The sequence below is a fragment of the Shewanella atlantica genome, from assembly GCF_003966265.1.
GTDB lineage: Bacteria > Pseudomonadota > Gammaproteobacteria > Enterobacterales > Shewanellaceae > Shewanella > Shewanella atlantica.
On sequence record NZ_RXNV01000016.1, the window covers coordinates 60,670 to 78,200 of the forward strand.

A 17,531-nucleotide genomic window follows, 5' to 3' on the forward strand; every position below is an offset into this window, starting at 1 on the left:
AGCTCCTACAAATTAGTTTTCAGAATAAATACAAATTTGGCAATTTTTGATCCATTTTTAAATTTTCCTGAAACTAATTTTTTAGGGGCTACTTAGTCATTGGTGCGATTTTCAAAAAAGAACGTTTTTCTCTCTTTACCGTTATTTTTGGATCCACCATTGAGCTGATTCATCGTTTCTGCGTTATAGAGTTTGCCGTTGACCATAGTATAAGTAACGCGATCGGTGACGCGAATATCTTCCAGCGGGTTTCCATCGATCACAATCAGATCGGCAAGCTTACCTTGCTTGATAGAACCGATTTGATGATCCATGGCAAAATGTTTCGCCGGATTAATGGTCGCGGTTTTTAATACCTCAAGGTTACTCATTCCACCCTGGGCAAACATCCACATCTCCCAATGAGCGGCTAAGCCTTCACGCTGACCATGGGCACCGATATTAGGTTTCACACCAAGGTCGTTCATCTCATTAGCCACGCGAGCCACGTTGAAATGGTTGTAGTGTTCATCTGGAGCAGTAGGACGTCGCATCGAGCGCGCCTGGAGCAGATCGGCAGGTACATACATGGAGAGTCTTGGGTGAGCCCATACATCGGTTTTGTCATACCAGTAATTCTCACCGGAAATTCCACCATAGGCGACCACTAAGGTTGGTGTATAACCAACCTTAGTCTGGCTCCAGAACTGCTTGATGTCATTATAGATCGATGCCGCAGGTAGCGAATGCTCGATACCGGTATGGCCATCGGCTATCATCGTCAGGTTGTGCTGAAGCAAACTTCCACCTTCGGGGACTACCATCATCTCGAGTTCGCGTGCCGCAGCGATAACTTGTTGTCGCTGATTACGACGGGGCTGGTTATAGCTTTTCACACTGAATGCGCCGACTTTCTTGAGGCGCTCTAAATGAAATTTAGCATCATCCAGCGAATCTATATGTGAGGTGTAACCCGGTGCATTGGCACCATACAAAATAGTACCCGTAGAGAAGATACGAGGGCCAGCTATGTTACCCGCTTTCTGTTGCTCCGAAGCGGCAAAAATCTCTGTGGTGTCATTGGATGGGTCATGAATAGTGGTTACACCAAGGGATAGGTTTGAGTACAGCTCCCAGTTCTGTTGCGGAATAATTTCATCTTCGCCCTGTGAGCCGTGAGCGTGTGCATCGAACAGACCCGGCATTATGGTCTTGCCGCTTATGTCGACCAGCGTAGCGCCTTCGGGTACCTCTGTATCGGCACCACCAACCGCAACTATGTGGTTGTCTTTGACTATGACAATGCCGCTTTCGATCACCTTGTCATCTTCCATGGTGATGATTTTTCCGCCCACGAAGGCGATTGTTCCACGTGGAACATCGGCTTTGTGAGTAAAGCCGAGGTCGGTGACTTGTGGTTCAATGGCTTTAGCTTGTTCATTGTCAGCGGACTTATCTTTGGCTTTATATGTCGTGTCGACTTTGACTTGATAGAGCTCTGGGCCCAAGGTCCAATAAAGCTGATTGCTATCATTGTTCCAACTGATGCTTTCACCGGCGCGAACGCTGAGCTGGGTGACAGGAAGGTTATTGGCTTTCGGGCCTATCTCTATGGTTTCGCCATGCTTAGCAAAAGGGGTAACCCATACCTTGAAGCGCTCGGCAAAGGCGAGTTGTTTGCCATCGGGAGAGATACGGAATTCGGTGGCATGCTTACTCGTGTAATGCACTCGTTTCTGGAAACCATCTAAGTTTATCGAGGCTAACTCTGGTGTTTCACCGTGATCCATAAAGTAGATACGATCAGAGTCGCTACCAAATTGTGGCTGGTAGCCATCGGGAGTGATCTTGATGTTGTCTTTGCCTTTAATGTCTACCCTATATAGTCCCGTCTCCTGAGACCAGCTTCTTGGCGTTATATATCCGCCTTTGGCTTTACGGTAAACCACAAACGAGCCATTGGGTGAGAAGGTGGGCTCTACGTATTTTCCCGGTTCCTTGGTTAAGGTTTTCACTCTCTTGTTTCTCAGGCTGACTATGCGAACGCTACCTTGTTCCTGATCGTCCCAGGTAGTGAATACAATACTCTTACCGTCACGGGACCACTGAGGAAAAAGCTCTCTCAGTTCCGGATCCAGCTTAGTTAACCGAGTGCGTTTACCATTAGCCTTTCCGTTAGAGATAGGCTTAACCCAAAGCTTACCCAATGCTTCATAGACTACCTTGTTGCCGTCGGGAGATACCTGTGCCATACGCAGCATCTTCACATCGAACTTATCCTGATCAAGATCTTGGGTGAAACGAACGGCGGGTTGTACGTCGAGTTGAGTCTTGATTGAGAAGGGGATCGGCTTGACTGACTTTGATTCAACATCAAGCTTATTGATCTTACCACCGGCCCAGAAGACGATCTCTTCATTGTCTGCCGTCCAACTCATGGTCGGATAGACGCCATGAATGGCCCAGGTCTCCTGCATGTCTCTATCTAAGCTACCGTAGAGTTTCTCGGTTTCTCCGGACCTGAGATCTAACATATAGAGTGATGACTGAAATCCGTCTCGCTTTATGTATGCCAGCTTCTTACCGTCAGGGCTGGGGGTCGGGCGTATCGCGCCGCCGGTACCTTCGATTAATGTTTCGATGTCACCGGTTTGGGTGTCATAACGCTTAATCTTATAGATGCCTTTTACTGAGTCTTTGGAGTAATGGAATGTTTTTCCCGGTGTGGCATCCTGGCTGAAATAGATATAACGACCATCGGGCGAGTAGGCGGGTTCGCCGAGATCTTTTTGTTCGTTTGGCCGTTTGGTTAACTTAACCCCTTCGCCGCCGGCAACATGGTACATCCAGACTTCGCCTGCACCTAAGCTTCGAGAACCGGTGTAGTGTTTACGGGCAACCAGGTATTGAGAATCGGGACTCCAGGCAGGGCTGTTAAGTAGTCTGAACGTCTCTTCGGTTACCGCTCTTGGGTTGCTTCCATCGGCCTCCATAATCCAAATATTATCGCCACCATCCTCATCGGAGGTGAAGGCGATATATTTACCATCCGGGCTGTAGACGGGCTGCATCTGCCAGGCTATGCCTTTGGCCAGTACTTTAGCCTCGCCACCCTTCATCGGGATCTGGTAGATATCACCTAACATATCAAACACGATATGTTTGCCATCCGGGCTGACACTGACGTTCATCCAGGTGCCTTCGGAAACGTCGATATTCACCTGCTCTAAGGGGGCGTTTGCAGGAGCATTTACCTGCCAGGCTGGCTCTTTATCTGATTTGGTTTCCTCTGCGAAAATGGGAGGGCTGAAGCTGAGTGCTATCGCTGCACATAGTGGGGTTAACTTATGTTTTAACATTTGAGTCCCTGTTTCATATCGTTGATATAATGAAAGCTGCTCTGTTGGCGCTTTTCTCGTTATTGTTTTTGCATGCTATATATTGGGTACCATTTATCGCACATTTATGTGATCAGTAACACAAATAGTGTGTAGCAAAGTTGTTAACAGTAACGAGCTTGATTATCGATTGATATGGCTTAAATTAGTGAAACCGTGAGTGGAGGCTTAAAAGAGGGATGGTGACCAGAGAGTCTGAGAACAAAACTGGTCATTAAAAAATTGTCCGGAGTTAGCTTAGTAGCTGAACCGAATCGCCTTCGCTGATCATGGCATCGTTTAATACCCGGCAGGTAACACCGCCACGCCAATTTGGAGCCAGTGCAGCTTCGAGCCCAGAGCGGGCGGCTTCCATTTTCTTACAGGGATCGGTTTCGCCGGTTATCTCTAGTGTAAGTTTACCAATACGTAATAACTTACCCTGATCTGCGGCGGAGAAACTGTGTCCTTCGATCAACAGGTTTGCACGTCGAGTCGTCCATGGGGGTGACGACTCAAGTTCGGCACAAACAAGTTGCCACTGGTCATTGGACATCACCGTGACCTGGCGTTTACCCGGCCGACCAAAGAAGTCCTGTTCTACGCCATGAGTCTGGGTGACGTTAGCCGATTCAACTAACGTCATAGGACCTTGTTTGACGGGTTTAAAGCCGATAGCGATAAGTTTTTTCATTGAGCAATCCTTGCTGACTCTCACTCTGTTCGGCTTATAAGCCTTTTTGAATAAGGTATTGGTAGGGCGTCGAGTCTGTTTGGCTGGCCAGTAATTTATGATCCATAAACTCACAGAAGCTGGGAATATCCCTAGTCGTGGCCGGATCGTCCGCGATGATCAATAGTGTTTCGCCCTGAGCCATTTTGCGTACTGACTTACGAACCATCATGACCGGCTCCGGGCATCTGAGTCCGAGAGCATCGAGTTGGTGTTGTGCAGTACTAAATTGGTCGCTCATATTACCTCAGCTGAACGATTAAACAGAAGTGGCTAATATTACTCCAGCGGCCTGATTTATCCAAGCCTGTAGCCGTAATTTGTGAGCTTAGATCATTAAGCATGGTTTAGTGTTCCACGTGGAACACTGTTGTTTTGAGTTAATTTATATAAGTTTCTAGGCGGTCAGTGAAGCAAATTGCGCGTTGAGGAGTTGCTTTAAGTCTTGCGGGGCCAATTCGATATCGAGACCACGACGGCCGCCACTGACATACATTTTTTGGAGTTTGCTCGCCGATTCATGGATCACGGTTGTGAGCACCCTTTTTTGCCCGAGAGGGCTGACGCCTCCGAGCACATATCCTGAGCTGCGTTGAACTTCAGCGGCTTCAGCCATCATTGCCTTCTTAGCCTTAGCCGCCTTAGCGATAGCCTTCATACTGAGTTTATCGCCCACCGGAATTATTGCTACCGCAAGTTGTTTTCCATCTAACTTTACCACTAAGGTTTTGAAGACCTGCTCAGCAGCAACACCGATTTTTTCGGCTGCTTCTAAGCCGTATGCCTGGCAAGCGGGATCATGCTGATATTCATGAACCTGATGGGCAACCTTATGTTTAATGAGTAAGTCTATGGCTGGTGTCATTGTCTTCCTGAGTCGTGGTGATGCTATTTATTGAATTGGAGTCATTTTTTCATAATCGGTAAATTAATACCGTGATAAATCACTTATTCTATCGGCTAGTGGCTGTTACCTGTGGTTTAGCCTCATACTTCGGGTTGTGTAAAGTAAAAAAGCCAGCATAAGCTGGCTTTTCTTTAGATATATTGAAGTGCTTAAGGGCGTTCAAATATTGTCGCGATACCTTGGCCAAGACCTATACACATGGTTGCCAGACCATACTTTGCATCTTTAGCTTCCATCAGGTTTATCAATGTCGTTGAGATACGAGCACCGGAACAACCCAGTGGGTGACCCAATGCTATTGCACCACCGTTAAGGTTAATCTTTTCATCAACTACATCCATCAAACCTAAGTCTTTTACACAAGGGAGTGACTGAGCAGCAAAGGCTTCGTTGAGCTCGATAACATCGAGGTCATCTATGCTTAAGTTGGCACGTTCGAGCGCCTTCTTGGTCGCAGGCACCGGACCATAACCCATGATGGCAGCATCACAACCGGCAACGGCCATAGAGCGAATACGGGCGCGGATCGGAAGACCTAATGCCTTGGCTTTTTCCTCTTCCATCACTAACATGGCTGAAGCACCATCAGATAGCGCAGATGAGGTTCCGGCCGTTACGGTACCGTTGGCTGGGTCGAATGCCGGGCGCAAACCCGACAGAGAGTCCATTGAGGTCTCAGGGCGGATGACTTCATCGTGCGATACCTTAATCAGAGCACCATCGGCATCGTGACCTTCGATAGGGTGGATCTCATTTGCGAAACGTCCCTCAACGGTTGCTGCATGAGCTCGTTGATGTGAGCGGACGGCAAATTCATCTTGCTGTTCACGAGTAATGCCGTGCATCTTGCCCAGCATCTCGGCAGTAAGGCCCATCATGCCCGAGGCTTTTGCTACGTTATTAGCAAGGCCCGGGTGGAAGTCCACACCGTGATTCATCGGCACGTGACCCATGTGCTCTACACCACCTATGATGAAAGTATCGCCTTGACCCGTCATTATGGCACGTGCGGCCTGATGTAAAGCGTCCATAGATGAACCACACAGGCGGTTGACAGTTACTGCACCGGCTTGCTTGGGGATCCCGGCAAGTAAAGCAGAGTTACGTGCAATATTGAAACCCTGTTCCAGGGTCTGTTGTACACATCCCCAGATCACATCTTCAATCGTGTTAGGGTCCAGCTGAGGATTACGCACTAACAGTGCTTTCATCAATTCTGCAGAGAGTGTCTCTGCACGTACATTTCTAAATACTCCAGCCTTTGAACGGCCCATGGGAGTACGGATGCAATCTACGATAACTGCTTGTTTCATTGTTCTATTCCTTCCCACAAATTAAGACTGGTAGTAGCTGCCGTTATTAGCGGCGAGTTCGCGCATGGCATCGGTTACTTGATAAAGGCCACCTAAGTGAGCATATTTATCGGCAAGTGCCACGAAGTTAGCTACGCCCATGGTATCGATATAGCGGAACACACCACCTCTGAATGGCGGGAATCCGAGACCAAATACGAGACCCATATCGGCCTCCGCCGGAGTCGCAATAATACCCTCTTCGAGACAGCGCACCGTTTCGATAATCATAGGGATCATGGTGCGGGCGATAATCTCATCGGACTCAAACGCCTTAAGCTCACCAAACTCTGAGCCTAATAGCTCATAGCTGATTGGATCGACATCTTTCTTTGGCTTGCCGCGACGGTCTACTGAATACGCATAGAAACCTTTGCTGTTCTTCTGTCCGAAACGCTCACTTTCAAACATGATGTCGATAGCATCTTTACCACTCTTACCCATGCGGTCGGGGAAGCCTTCAGCCATAACGGCTTGTGCATGGTGACCGGTATCAATACCGACAACATCGAGCAGGTAGGCCGGACCCATAGGCCAACCAAATTGCTTTTCCATTACCTTATCGATTGCAGCGAAATCAGCGCCGTCTGCAAGTAGGCCGCTGAAGCCTGCAAAATAAGGGAATAGTACGCGGTTTACGAAGAAGCCCGGGCAGTCGTTAACAACGATAGGCGTTTTACCCATCTTGCTGGCATAAGCGACAACTGAAGCGATAGTTTCTTCAGAACTGTTCTCACCACGAATGACCTCAACGAGCGGCATCTTATGCACTGGGTTAAAGAAGTGCATACCACAAAAACGCTCTGGCTTTTTCAGGCTCTTTGCGAGCAAGTTGATCGAAATGGTCGAGGTGTTTGAGGTGATGATGGCTTCATCACTAACGTTTTGTTCAACCTCTGCCAGTACCATAGACTTAACTTTTGGATGCTCAACAACGGCTTCTACGACAACGTCGACATCTTTAACCGGTGTGTAATCCAGAGTGGCAGTGATGTTATTGAGCACCTTGGCCATCTTTTCTGGTGTTGAGCGACCACGCTTGATTTGAGCGGCCAGTAATTTAGAGGCTTCTCCCAGACCCAATTCGAGAGCAGGTTGCGCGATATCTTTCATAACAATCGGTGTGCCCTTGCTGGCACTCTGATAGGCGATACCACCACCCATGATACCGGCACCTAGTACGGCCGCGGTATCAACATTTTTCGCCAGCTTGCCAGCCTTCTTTGCCTTGCCTTTAACGAGTTGGTCGTTAAGGAATATGCCGATTAATGCCTGTGCAACGTCGGTCTTGGCCAACTTAATGAAGGCTTGATGTTCAACTTTTAAGGCGTCGGCACGTCCGCAGTTCGCGGCTTGTTCGATAACGCTGATCGCTGCCATTGGTGCCGGGTAATGCTTACCAGCTATCTTAAATACCATGCCTTTCGCGGTAGCAAATGACATCATGGCTTCTAATTTGGGTAGTGTAAGTGCTGCTTGTTTACGGGCACGGCGTGATTGCCAGTCGAGCTTTTCAGCCAGCGCCTCTTTAAGCATTTTAATGGCTGAAGTTTGTAAATTTTCGGGAGCAACAACCGCATCGATAGCGCCAACTTTTAGTGCGGCCTCTGGACGTTGATCTTTACCCGATGTGATCCACTCCAGTGCATTGTCGGTACCTATAAGGCGAGGCAGACGCACGGTACCACCAAAGCCTGGTATCAGGCCCAACTTGGTTTCTGGCAGACCTATTCTTGCTGTGGTATCGGCAATACGGAAATCTGTAGCTAGTACGGTTTCGAATCCGCCACCCAATGCGAAGCCGTTAATGGCTGAAATCGTTGGGAAGGGCAGATCTTCTAACTTGTTGAACACCACGTTAGCTTCGGCAATCCATGGAAGAAGAACACTATCTTCTTGAGCAAATAAGCCAAGAAACTCAGTGATATCGGCACCGACAATAAAAGCACCTTTAGCTGACGTCAGTACTAATGCTTGAATGTTTGAGTTTTGTTGAATTGCGTCTAATGCTGAATCGAGAGAGTTAATTGTCTCTCTATCTAACTTATTGACAGAGCCCGATGCGTTAAAGCATAACTGGGCAATATTATCCTCAAGTAACTCAACCTGAATCGTAGGACTTTGGTAGATCATTGCTTGCTTCCTTTTGCGTGATACCTGTCTTTGTTTTATGCCCGAAATTATCGAAATAGGAGTTTTTATTGCCTGCTCTTAATGGCTTACCTTCAATTCAAATTTTCTCGGGTATAGGTAATTAGGTAAATGTTCTATCTCACAGCAGGCCATCATTTGACCACTTGTGACTCAGTGTGCTTGTAAAATGAGTAAATTACAACACCCAATTTAAACGGTTGTTTGATTCCTCCCTGGTTAGGGGGATTTTTCACCTTTATGTTAGACTGTTGTAAGTATCTAAATTGATTTTAAATAGCTTAGTTGACTGAGTAGAAAGTGTGAGTCTATTACTTAATAAATTGAGCTGTGTGAATTAGCAATAAACCATCTATAGGAAATCGCTCATGGATCAGCTAGCTAATCATTTTCATGCTCATGTGGCAGAGTTAAACCATAGGGTTGCAGAGATTGTTGCTCGTGAAAACCTGTCCGGCCTGGTGATTCACTCGGGGCAACCTCACCGTCAGTTTCTCGATGATATGGATTATCCGTTTAAAGTTAATCCTCACTTTAAAGCCTGGCTGCCGATCTTAGATAACCCACACTGTTGGTTGTTAGTTAACGGACGCGATAAGCCTCAGCTAATCTTCTATCGTCCGGTCGACTTTTGGCATAAGGTCGCCGACCTTCCCGATGACTTCTGGACTGCCCATGTCGATATTAAGTTGCTTACCAAAGCAGATAAAGTGGCCGATCTACTGCCAAGAGATATCGTTGATTGGGCCTATATTGGTGAGCACCTGGATGTGGCTGAGGTGCTTGGTTTTAAGACCCGCAATCCAGATGCCGTTATGAGTTACCTCCATTATCATCGCGCCACAAAGACTGAATATGAATTAGCCTGTATGCGCAAATCTAATGAGATTGCGGTAAAGGGGCATATTGCGGCCAAGAATGCTTTCTATAATGGTGGTTCAGAGTTTGAGATCCAACAGCAATACCTGATGGCTACAAATCAAGGGGAAAACGAGGTGCCTTACAGCAATATTGTCGCGTTGAACCACAATGCGTCGATACTGCACTACACCAAGTTGGAGCATCAATCTCCGCAGCCCCGCCGCTCCTTCCTTATCGATGCCGGTGCGAACTTCTTTGGCTACGCATCGGATATCACCAGAACCTATGCGTTTGAGAAGAATACTTTCAGCGAGTTAATTCAGGCTATGGACAGGGCACAGCTTGAGATTATCGATATGATGCGTCCCGGTGTTAAGTATGTGGATCTTCATCTTGCTACTCACCAAAAGGTGGCTCAAATGCTTATCGATTTCGAGCTCGCAACCGGAGATAGTGAAGGTCTGATAGAGCAGGGGATCACCAGTGTGTTCTTCCCTCATGGGTTGGGACACATGTTGGGCTTACAGGTTCACGATATGGGGGGCTTCCTTCATGATGAGCGCGGTACACATATTGCAGCACCCGATGCCCATCCATTTTTGCGTTGTACGCGCACACTGGCCGCGAATCAGGTACTGACTATCGAACCGGGTTTATACATTATCGACTCTTTGCTGCAGGGATTGAAACAGGATAAGCGCCAGCATCAGGTTAACTGGAACAATGTCGATCAGTTGCGCCCATTTGGCGGGATCCGTATCGAAGATAATGTCATAGTTCACAGTGATAAAAATGAAAACATGACTAGGAACTTAGGTTTAGATTAGTGAGTGTTAGATTTTCACCCATGTTCGATGTGGTAAGAGGTAAAGATTGACCGATAGTTATCAGGTTCCATCGGCTGAGCTGGTGATCGAGGAGGAGATAAAGCATAGTCGCTTCATTTCTGTTCTGTTTCGCTGCCAGTCTTACGAAGAGTTGAAGTGTGTACTCACTAACGTAAAGGCTGATTACCCGGGAGCCAACCATTATTGCTATGCATTTGTAGCTGCTGAACCACAAAATAGTATTGCTATAGGCTCAAGCGATGATGGTGAGCCTGCCGGAAGTGCCGGGCGCCCCATGTTGGCGACATTACAGGGGGCCAATATCGGAGAGATAGGCGCCATTGTCGTGCGTTATTTTGGTGGCACAAAACTGGGTGTCGGTGGCTTAGTCAGGGCCTATAGCTCCGGGATTAAACAAGGGCTGATTCAACTGCAGACTGAGTTGAAGCAGATTAGATATCCCGGCTCTTTGGTGTGTGAGTATAGCCAGCTAAAAGATGTTGAGTATCTATTGAGTCAATATGATGCGATTGTCGAAGATAGAGTTTTTACAGAAAAGGTGACACTTGAGTTTGAGATCCCAAAGCGTTATCAAGACGCCTTGAATCTTGGTTTAGCGACCATGAGTCAAGGGAGCTTGTCGGCAAAGTTTAAGAGTTAATTCGTCAAGGTTCATTCATTAAGGCTATGGTTGCTATGACTGTGTCAGATATGAATTTCTGCTTGAGCCGATGAAGCCACATTGTTCGATGTGCCGCAATGCTGTTGCGCGTTAAACATTTGTGCGAAAATAGTAAAGCACAAGGTGTGCAAACTTAGGAAAGACTGAATAGTTTAATGCAATATAGAACAATAATAAGAATAACAGGCCTCTTAATGGGGTTGTTCTCCCTGTCACTGCTTCCTCCGGCTTTGGTGGCAGTGATCTATAAAGATGGCGGCGGAACGGCATTTATACAGGCTTTTGCACTCAGTCTTTTTCTTGGGTTTATTCTTTGGTATCCAAACAGAAAGCACCACAAAGATCTGCGCACCCGTGAAGGCTTCCTGCTCGTCGTTCTTTTCTGGGGGGTGCTGGGTTCTATCGGTGCCGTTCCCTTTATCTTTTCAAGTCAACCAGACCTGAGTATGACCGACAGTTTTTTCGAGTCATTTTCGGCGCTGACAACCACAGGTGCTACAGTGATTGTCGGTCTGGATTCACTTCCTAAAGCAATCCTGTTTTATCGACATCTGTTGCAATGGTTAGGCGGCATGGGGATCATTGTATTGGCTGTGGCCATATTACCTGTGTTAGGTATCGGAGGGATGCAGCTCTATCGAGCGGAAATGCCTGGCCCGGTAAAAGACAGTAAGATGACGCCAAGGATTGCAGAGACGGCTAAAGCTCTCTGGTATATCTACTTTGCATTAACGATTGCCTGCGCATTTGCTTACTGGGTTGCTGGCATGGATCTGTTTGATGCTATCTGCCACTCTTTCTCGACGATTGCTATTGGTGGCTTCTCCACCCACGATGCCAGTATGGGATACTTCGACAGCACAGCGATTAACATGGTGTGTGTGGTCTTCCTGCTTATCGCGGCACTTAACTTTAGTCTGCACTTCGCCGCTTTCACACGTCGCGGAATCAACCTTAAAGTCTATTTTAAAGATGCTGAGTTTAAGGCGTTAATAATAGTCCAGTTGGTTTTGACGGGGATATGCTTTGCAACTCTCTACCATTCAGGGATCTATGATTCACCCGAAGAGACGTTAGATTTCGCCCTGTTTCAGGCTGTTTCAATATCAACAACGGCAGGCTTCGGCACAGAGAGCTTCCATGTATGGCCACTCTTCCTGCCCATGTTACTTATCTTCTCCAGCTTCATTGGTGGCTGCGGTGGCTCGACCGCCGGTGGTATCAAGGTGATGCGGATGATCTTGCTGTTGAAGCAAGGCTCGCGTGAACTGAAGCGTCTTGTACACCCAAGAGGAATGTTCTCCATTCGTATAGGAAATAAGGCGCTTCCTGAGCGTGTTATCGATGCCGTGTGGGGATTCTTCTCTGCCTATGCGCTGGTATTCGTTATCTGTATGTTGGCCCTGATGGCGATGGGGATGGATAATATCACCGCTTTTAGCGCTACCGCGGCTTGTCTGAATAATCTGGGGCCAGGTTTAGGTGAAGTGGCCAGTAACTATGCCAGTATCGGAGATGGCGCTAAGTGGGTACTGCTGATCGCTATGCTGTTTGGACGACTCGAAGTCTTTACCTTATTGGTACTGTTTACACCGACATTCTGGAAAACCTAACTTTTCACTTATCATGAAGAGTTATCTCAATGCGGGGAGGGGAGCTTGGTCTATTTCCTCTCAGAACTCATAATGCGAACATAATTTGGGAAACCTGATGAGCAATACATTAATAATTTATTCTACTGTAGATGGTCAGACGAAATCGATCTGTGAGCTCGTTCAGGGAATAAATGAAGGTGCGGGTGACAAGGTAACTCTGGCTTCTCTGGAAGAAGCTAACTTATTAAATTTGGCTGATTTTGACAAAATTTTGATAGGTGCCAGTATTCGTTATGGTAAACACAGGCCGGAACTTTACCAGTATATTAATCGTCATCACGCCGTGCTCAACGCTAAACAGAACGCATTTTTCACCGTGAATGTGGTTGCCAGAAAGCCCGAAAAAAACACCCCTGAAACGAATCCCTATATGAAGAAGTTTTTGGAGTTGTCACTCTGGAAGCCTAAACAGTTAGCCGTGTTTGCCGGAAAGATTGATTACCCGAGTTATCGCTTTTTCGATAAGACCATGATCCGCCTCATCATGTGGATCACCAAGGGACCAACTGACACCAGCGGTACCTATGAGTTTACTGACTGGGAGCAGGTTGAAGATTTTGCCAGAGCATTTAGTGAAGCCTAGTTGCTTGCGATAATCTGATGTGACTTGGAATATTGTGGCTGATATTAGCGACTGATATCTTCGACAGATCATGGTATCAGGCGATTTCAAATTACGTACTAAAAAAGCCTGCAATTGCAGGCTTTTTTAACACTTACGATATAACCAAGGTTAATCGATAAGTGATTAATTAGCGCAGTATTGGCTGTGTAAAATAGAGATGATCTTAGTGACCTGCTCATTTTTAAGCTTGTAGTAGACAACCTGAGAGCTTTTTCTGGTAGATACCAAATCCTGTGCACGTAGCACGGCAAGGTGCTGCGAAAGTGCAGACTGGCTTAGAGGAACCGTCTCATTTAACTCGGTAACGCTATACTCATTTTCGAGTAATAAGCACAAAATCATCAAGCGGTAAGGATTGGCGATTGCTTTCAGCCATTTCGCTGCGCTCTCAGCATTGGTTACCATTGCATCTACATCTATATCTTTTTGCATACGGTTACTCACTTCTAGCCTTTGATTAGTTAATTCTAATTGAGTTGGTTCATAAAAACAATAATACTGAGCGATAACACGGATCTCAATTTTTACTTTAAATTATATGAGCTAGAGCTAATTTGTGATCAATTATCCTGTTTATTAACGGACTTACTGTAACAATAGGTGTAGATATCAGAATATTAACCGGGTATATCGATGAAATCAGTTCTAGTACTTTATTACTCTCGAGGCGGACATACCGCTAAGATCAGCCGCGCCATTGCTGAGCATATTGAGAGTGGCGGCAATAAATGTGCAGTTATGCATATCAGTGAAGCGGTGAAAGAGGGGCTGGACTGGTCCAAGTATGACAGTGTCGCCTTGGGGGCTTGTGTCATGTACGGCACTTACGATAAGAGTGTCTTCGAGTTTACCACTAAACATCAAGCCGCCTTAAGCGAGAAGCCGAGCAGTTTTTACAGTGTTAACGTCGTCGCCCGTAAGCCTGAAAAGCGCGTACCTGAAAATAATAAATACTTGCAGAAGTTTATCGAGCTATCTCCCTGGAAACCGAAAGATGTCAAAGTGATTGCGGGTAAGGTTGATTACCCATCTTGGCGTTGGTGGGACAGATTGGCGATTCAGTTGATCATGAAGATGACCGATGGCCCAACGGATCCTAAAACCGTTATCGATTACACAGATTGGGATGACGTTAAGGTCTACGCTGACCATATTGTTAGTCTGGCTGATTAAGATTCAGCTTTGTATTGATAGTTAGCCTTCGAATGAAGGCCGATTACATTTTCTCTGTGAGTTGTTGGTGTTAAGTGATTTGCTTTAGGGTCTTACTTACCGCCTCCGGCGAGAAATGTGCAGATAAGTATCTGCACATTCAGGTAGTTTATTGGCATCCTTCCACCACGACATTTGTGCATCCCTGCACGTCACGAGCCGCACGCTATAGATCACATTGAGGTTATGGTTTCCCATAAAACGATCAAATACAAAACCAGCCAAATGAAACTAAGCAAAGTCGACCCAAATACTTCGAACTAATATTTCCGCTAGTATTTCCAAAAGCCTGGGTGAAACAGCACAGCTACCGTCAGGATCTCCAATCGACCCAATAGCATGCCGATTGCCAGTGCCCACTTGGCCACATCAGGCAGGGTGGAGAAATTACCTGCCGGTCCGATGGTGTGCCCAAGCCCGGGACCAACATTTGTTACCGCCGTTACTGCGCCGGTAAAACTGGTGGTGGGATCGAGCCCGGTCATCACCAGGATGACTGACAGTACGACGATAACCAACAAAAATAGCAATACGAAGGTGACCAGCGAGCGGACAATATCTTCGCTTATCACCCGGTTGTTATATCTCTCTTTAAACACGCCGTTGGGGTGGAACTGCTGCTTGAGTTGCTCGCGCATAATTGCGATAGCTATCTGGAAGCGGAAAATCTTGATACCGCCAGATGTCGAGCCTGAGCAACTGCCGGCAAACATCAAAAACAGGAAGGCGACATTGGCAAGTGCCCCCCAAGCGGTGTAATCGGTGAGTCCATAACCTGTGGTTGTTACCACGGATACGACATTAAAGCTGGCGAGGCGCAGGGCATCGACTGGCGTCATCTCATGACCCATCCATAACCAGAAGGCCAATCCGATAGAGACCGTCGATATAAATAACAGAAACCCTTTTACCTGGGCATCATTCCAAACCCAAAGAGATCTGTGCTGAATACAGTTGACGAATAACAGTAATGGCAAGCCTCCTGCGGCCATAAAGAGAGTGCCAACCCAGTGCGCCTGATTGGAAAAGGCAGCCATAGAGCTGTCGGAGGTAGAGTAACCCCCCGTCGACAGTGTTGTCATCGAGTGATTGATAGCTTCAAACCAGCTCATACCTGCCCAGTGGTAGGCGAGGCCGCAGCAAATGGTCAAGAATATGTAGATATAGAAAAGGTGCTTTGCCATATCTTGAGTGCGGGGGATCGCCTTATCACTCCAGTCTGATGACTCTGTTCTGAACAGTCTCATACCACCGACATTGAGGAAGGGAAGCACCGCTACGGCCATCACGATAAAACCTATGCCGCCCATCCATTGGAGCAATGAGCGCCAGATTAAGATGCTGTGATCCATCTTGTCCAAGCCTGACAAGACGGTCGAGCCGGTTGTCGTGATGCCGGACATGGTTTCAAAAAAAGCATCGGTATAGTTAATACCGTGGTAGAGGGTGAATGGCATTGCTGCAAAAAAGCTAACGATTAACCAGGTTAAGCTGGTCAGCAGAAACATATCACGGATGTTGAGGTGGAGTTGATGACCACGGCCCTGATGCATACAGGCACTGGCACATGTCCCGGTGAACAGTGAAGCTATCATAAAGGCCCCCACCGTTTCTTCGCCATAAAACAGGGCAAAGAACAGCGGGATAAACATAAATACAGTCAGGGTCGACAGAAATATGCCCAAAATAAACAGCAGAGGTCGAAGATTCAGCATAACGACTCAAACCTTTGAAAAACGCCTGTTGACGATAGGGTTCTAGAAGAAGAAAGCACTGGGTTGGAACAGCTTTTCGACTTCGCCGATAAACTTCTTGTTTACCAGGAAGAGAATGACGTGATCGCCTTGCTCTATGACGGTCTTATCATGAGCCATCAATACCTCTTCATCACGGACGATAGCACCGATGGTCGTGCCTGGGGGTAACTTGATATTACCTATCTGTTTACCGACAACTTTAGAGGTTTTTGAGTCGCCATGAGCGATAGCTTCGATGGCTTCGGCCGCGCCGCGCCTGAGTGAGTACACATTACAGATATCACCCTGACGAATATGTGTGAGCAGGGCCGAGATGGTCGCTTGCTGTGGAGAGATGGCGATATCGATATTCGCTTCCTGAACGATATCCACATACGCTTCACGCTGGATAAGTACCATTACCTTCTTGGCGCCCATACGCTTAGCCAGCAAGGCTGCCATGATATTGGCTTCATCGTCATTGGTTACCGCAATAAAGACATCAGTTTGATCGATATGCTCTTCGATAAGCAGCTCTTGATCTGAGGCATCGCCACAAAATACGGTGGTGTTTTCGAGTTTTTCAGACAACTCTTCGGCGCGCTCTTGTCTATGCTCAACCAATTTTACTGAGTGATTGCGCTGTAACTGCTGAGCGAGCCCAAAACCGATATTACCGCCGCCCGCTATCATAATATTTCGATAGGAGTTATCCAGCTTCTGCATCTCACTCATTACTGCGCGAACATGACGGCTATCGGCAACGAAGAAAACTTCATCATCGGCTTCAATAATCGTGGTGCCTCGAGGCATGATGGGACGCCCCTGTCTGAAGATGGCGGCTACCCGGGTATCAATATTCGGCATATGTTCACGGAGGGCTGCCAATGCATTACCGACGAGGGGGCCACCATAATAGGCACGAACTGCAACCAGACTTAATCGGCCCTCGGCAAACTCGAGAACCTGCAGGGCTCCGGGGTACTCGACCAGTCTGCGAATATACGCAGTAACCAGCTGTTCAGGTGCGATTAGCTCATCAATAATAAAACCGCCACGAGGGCTATTATCATTTTGTTTGGTTTCGGTGTTGATAAACAACTTATCCCTTAGGGCAAGATATTGCTCGGAGCGGATCCTGGCAATCTTTGTCGGTGTACCGAATAGCGAATACGCCATCTGACAGGCCGACATGTTGCATTCATCACTGTTGGTGACGGCAATCAGCATATCGGCATCTTCGGCACCAGCCTCTTTTAAGACATTGGGATGAGCGCCATGACCGAAAACAACCCGCAGATCATACTTGTCCTGCAGCGAGCGTAATCGACTCCTATCGTTATCGACGATAGTGATGTCATTATTCTCGCCGACTAAGTTTTCGGCTAGTGTGCCACCAACCTGACCTGCACCTAAAATGATAATCTTCATGGC

General features: G+C 47.1%; 14 protein-coding genes. 5 read left to right on the forward strand and 9 right to left on the reverse strand.

The genetic code is table 11. The annotated features are described in order from the left end of the window. Positions 1-92 precede the first annotated feature (92 nt). From EKG39_RS20425 to fadB, 6 genes are all read right to left on the reverse strand, one after another. The gene (locus EKG39_RS20425; RefSeq protein WP_126507853.1) at positions 93-3,338 is read right to left on the reverse strand and encodes an amidohydrolase family protein; all 3,246 of its coding nucleotides are present in this window, start codon (positions 3,336-3,338) and stop codon (positions 93-95) included. 271 nt (positions 3,339-3,609) lie between these two features. After that, positions 3,610-4,050: an MOSC domain-containing protein gene (locus EKG39_RS20430; protein ID WP_126507854.1), complete on the reverse strand. Its 441-nt coding sequence runs from the start codon at positions 4,048-4,050 to the stop codon at positions 3,610-3,612. 34 nt (positions 4,051-4,084) lie between these two features. Next, positions 4,085-4,330, reverse strand: coding sequence for a sulfurtransferase TusA (gene tusA, locus EKG39_RS20435; RefSeq protein WP_126507855.1), 246 nt, complete (start codon positions 4,328-4,330; stop codon positions 4,085-4,087). Between the two features lie 156 nt (positions 4,331-4,486). Continuing rightward, positions 4,487-4,954 (reverse strand): Cys-tRNA(Pro) deacylase, encoded by a 468-nt coding sequence (ybaK, locus tag EKG39_RS20440; protein WP_126507856.1) that lies wholly within the window; start codon positions 4,952-4,954, stop codon positions 4,487-4,489. Between the two features lie 191 nt (positions 4,955-5,145). After that, positions 5,146-6,309 carry an acetyl-CoA C-acyltransferase FadA gene (gene fadA, locus EKG39_RS20445; RefSeq protein ID WP_126507857.1) on the reverse strand — a complete coding sequence of 388 codons (1,164 nt, stop codon included), beginning with the start codon at positions 6,307-6,309 and terminating at the stop codon, positions 5,146-5,148. Between the two features lie 21 nt (positions 6,310-6,330). Continuing rightward, on the reverse strand, positions 6,331-8,481 hold the full coding sequence (fadB, locus tag EKG39_RS20450; RefSeq protein WP_126507858.1) for a fatty acid oxidation complex subunit alpha FadB: 2,151 nt from the start codon (positions 8,479-8,481) through the stop codon (positions 6,331-6,333). 386 nt (positions 8,482-8,867) lie between these two features. Between fadB and pepQ the strand changes: the two genes are divergently transcribed. The 4 genes from pepQ (at position 8,868) to hemG (EKG39_RS20470) (ending at position 13,107) form a co-directional block, all read left to right on the forward strand. Beyond that, positions 8,868-10,187, forward strand: a complete 1,320-nt coding sequence (pepQ, locus tag EKG39_RS20455) for a Xaa-Pro dipeptidase (protein ID WP_126507859.1) — start codon at positions 8,868-8,870, stop codon at positions 10,185-10,187. A gap of 46 nt (positions 10,188-10,233) precedes the next feature. After that, the gene (locus EKG39_RS20460) at positions 10,234-10,848 is read left to right on the forward strand and encodes a YigZ family protein (RefSeq protein WP_126507860.1); all 615 of its coding nucleotides are present in this window, start codon (positions 10,234-10,236) and stop codon (positions 10,846-10,848) included. A 176-nt stretch (positions 10,849-11,024) separates the two neighbouring features. Then, complete coding sequence (locus EKG39_RS20465) at positions 11,025-12,482, forward strand: TrkH family potassium uptake protein (protein WP_126507861.1); 1,458 nt, start codon at positions 11,025-11,027, stop codon at positions 12,480-12,482. Positions 12,483-12,579: 97 nt separating this feature from the next. Then, positions 12,580-13,107, forward strand: a complete 528-nt coding sequence (gene hemG, locus EKG39_RS20470) for a menaquinone-dependent protoporphyrinogen IX dehydrogenase (RefSeq protein ID WP_126507862.1) — start codon at positions 12,580-12,582, stop codon at positions 13,105-13,107. A gap of 165 nt (positions 13,108-13,272) precedes the next feature. Here the strand turns inward: hemG (EKG39_RS20470) and EKG39_RS20475 are convergent, their stop codons facing one another. After that, the gene (locus EKG39_RS20475; RefSeq protein WP_126507863.1) at positions 13,273-13,581 is read right to left on the reverse strand and encodes an ArsR/SmtB family transcription factor; all 309 of its coding nucleotides are present in this window, start codon (positions 13,579-13,581) and stop codon (positions 13,273-13,275) included. 201 nt (positions 13,582-13,782) lie between these two features. On the opposite strand from EKG39_RS20475, the gene hemG (EKG39_RS20480) reads away from it, so the two are divergent. After that, positions 13,783-14,322 (forward strand): menaquinone-dependent protoporphyrinogen IX dehydrogenase, encoded by a 540-nt coding sequence (hemG, locus tag EKG39_RS20480; RefSeq protein ID WP_126507864.1) that lies wholly within the window; start codon positions 13,783-13,785, stop codon positions 14,320-14,322. Between the two features lie 311 nt (positions 14,323-14,633). On the opposite strand, the gene EKG39_RS20485 is transcribed toward hemG (EKG39_RS20480), so the two are convergent. Together EKG39_RS20485 and trkA are read right to left on the reverse strand one after the other, a co-directional pair. Further along, positions 14,634-16,076 carry a TrkH family potassium uptake protein gene (locus EKG39_RS20485; RefSeq protein ID WP_126507865.1) on the reverse strand — a complete coding sequence of 481 codons (1,443 nt, stop codon included), beginning with the start codon at positions 16,074-16,076 and terminating at the stop codon, positions 14,634-14,636. Between the two features lie 42 nt (positions 16,077-16,118). Continuing rightward, on the reverse strand, positions 16,119-17,528 hold the full coding sequence (gene trkA, locus EKG39_RS20490) for a Trk system potassium transporter TrkA (protein ID WP_126507866.1): 1,410 nt from the start codon (positions 17,526-17,528) through the stop codon (positions 16,119-16,121). Positions 17,529-17,531 lie beyond the last annotated feature (3 nt).

Bases quoted from the DNA above. Each gene is read 5' to 3' on its own strand.
- hemG (WP_126507864.1), top strand. From the start codon at position 13,783: ATGAAATCAGTTCTAGTACTTTATTACTCTCGAGGCGGACATACCGCT.
- tusA (WP_126507855.1), bottom strand. From the start codon at position 4,330: ATGAGCGACCAATTTAGTACTGCACAACACCAACTCGATGCTCTCGGA.
- fadB (WP_126507858.1), bottom strand. From the start codon at position 8,481: ATGATCTACCAAAGTCCTACGATTCAGGTTGAGTTACTTGAGGATAAT.
- trkA (WP_126507866.1), bottom strand. From the start codon at position 17,528: ATGAAGATTATCATTTTAGGTGCAGGTCAGGTTGGTGGCACACTAGCC.
- pepQ (WP_126507859.1), top strand. From the start codon at position 8,868: ATGGATCAGCTAGCTAATCATTTTCATGCTCATGTGGCAGAGTTAAAC.
- EKG39_RS20485 (WP_126507865.1), bottom strand. From the start codon at position 16,076: ATGCTGAATCTTCGACCTCTGCTGTTTATTTTGGGCATATTTCTGTCG.
- hemG (WP_126507862.1), top strand. From the start codon at position 12,580: ATGAGCAATACATTAATAATTTATTCTACTGTAGATGGTCAGACGAAA.
- ybaK (WP_126507856.1), bottom strand. From the start codon at position 4,954: ATGACACCAGCCATAGACTTACTCATTAAACATAAGGTTGCCCATCAG.
- EKG39_RS20425 (WP_126507853.1), bottom strand. From the start codon at position 3,338: ATGTTAAAACATAAGTTAACCCCACTATGTGCAGCGATAGCACTCAGC.
- EKG39_RS20465 (WP_126507861.1), top strand. From the start codon at position 11,025: ATGCAATATAGAACAATAATAAGAATAACAGGCCTCTTAATGGGGTTG.
- fadA (WP_126507857.1), bottom strand. From the start codon at position 6,309: ATGAAACAAGCAGTTATCGTAGATTGCATCCGTACTCCCATGGGCCGT.
- EKG39_RS20430 (WP_126507854.1), bottom strand. From the start codon at position 4,050: ATGAAAAAACTTATCGCTATCGGCTTTAAACCCGTCAAACAAGGTCCT.
- EKG39_RS20475 (WP_126507863.1), bottom strand. From the start codon at position 13,581: ATGCAAAAAGATATAGATGTAGATGCAATGGTAACCAATGCTGAGAGC.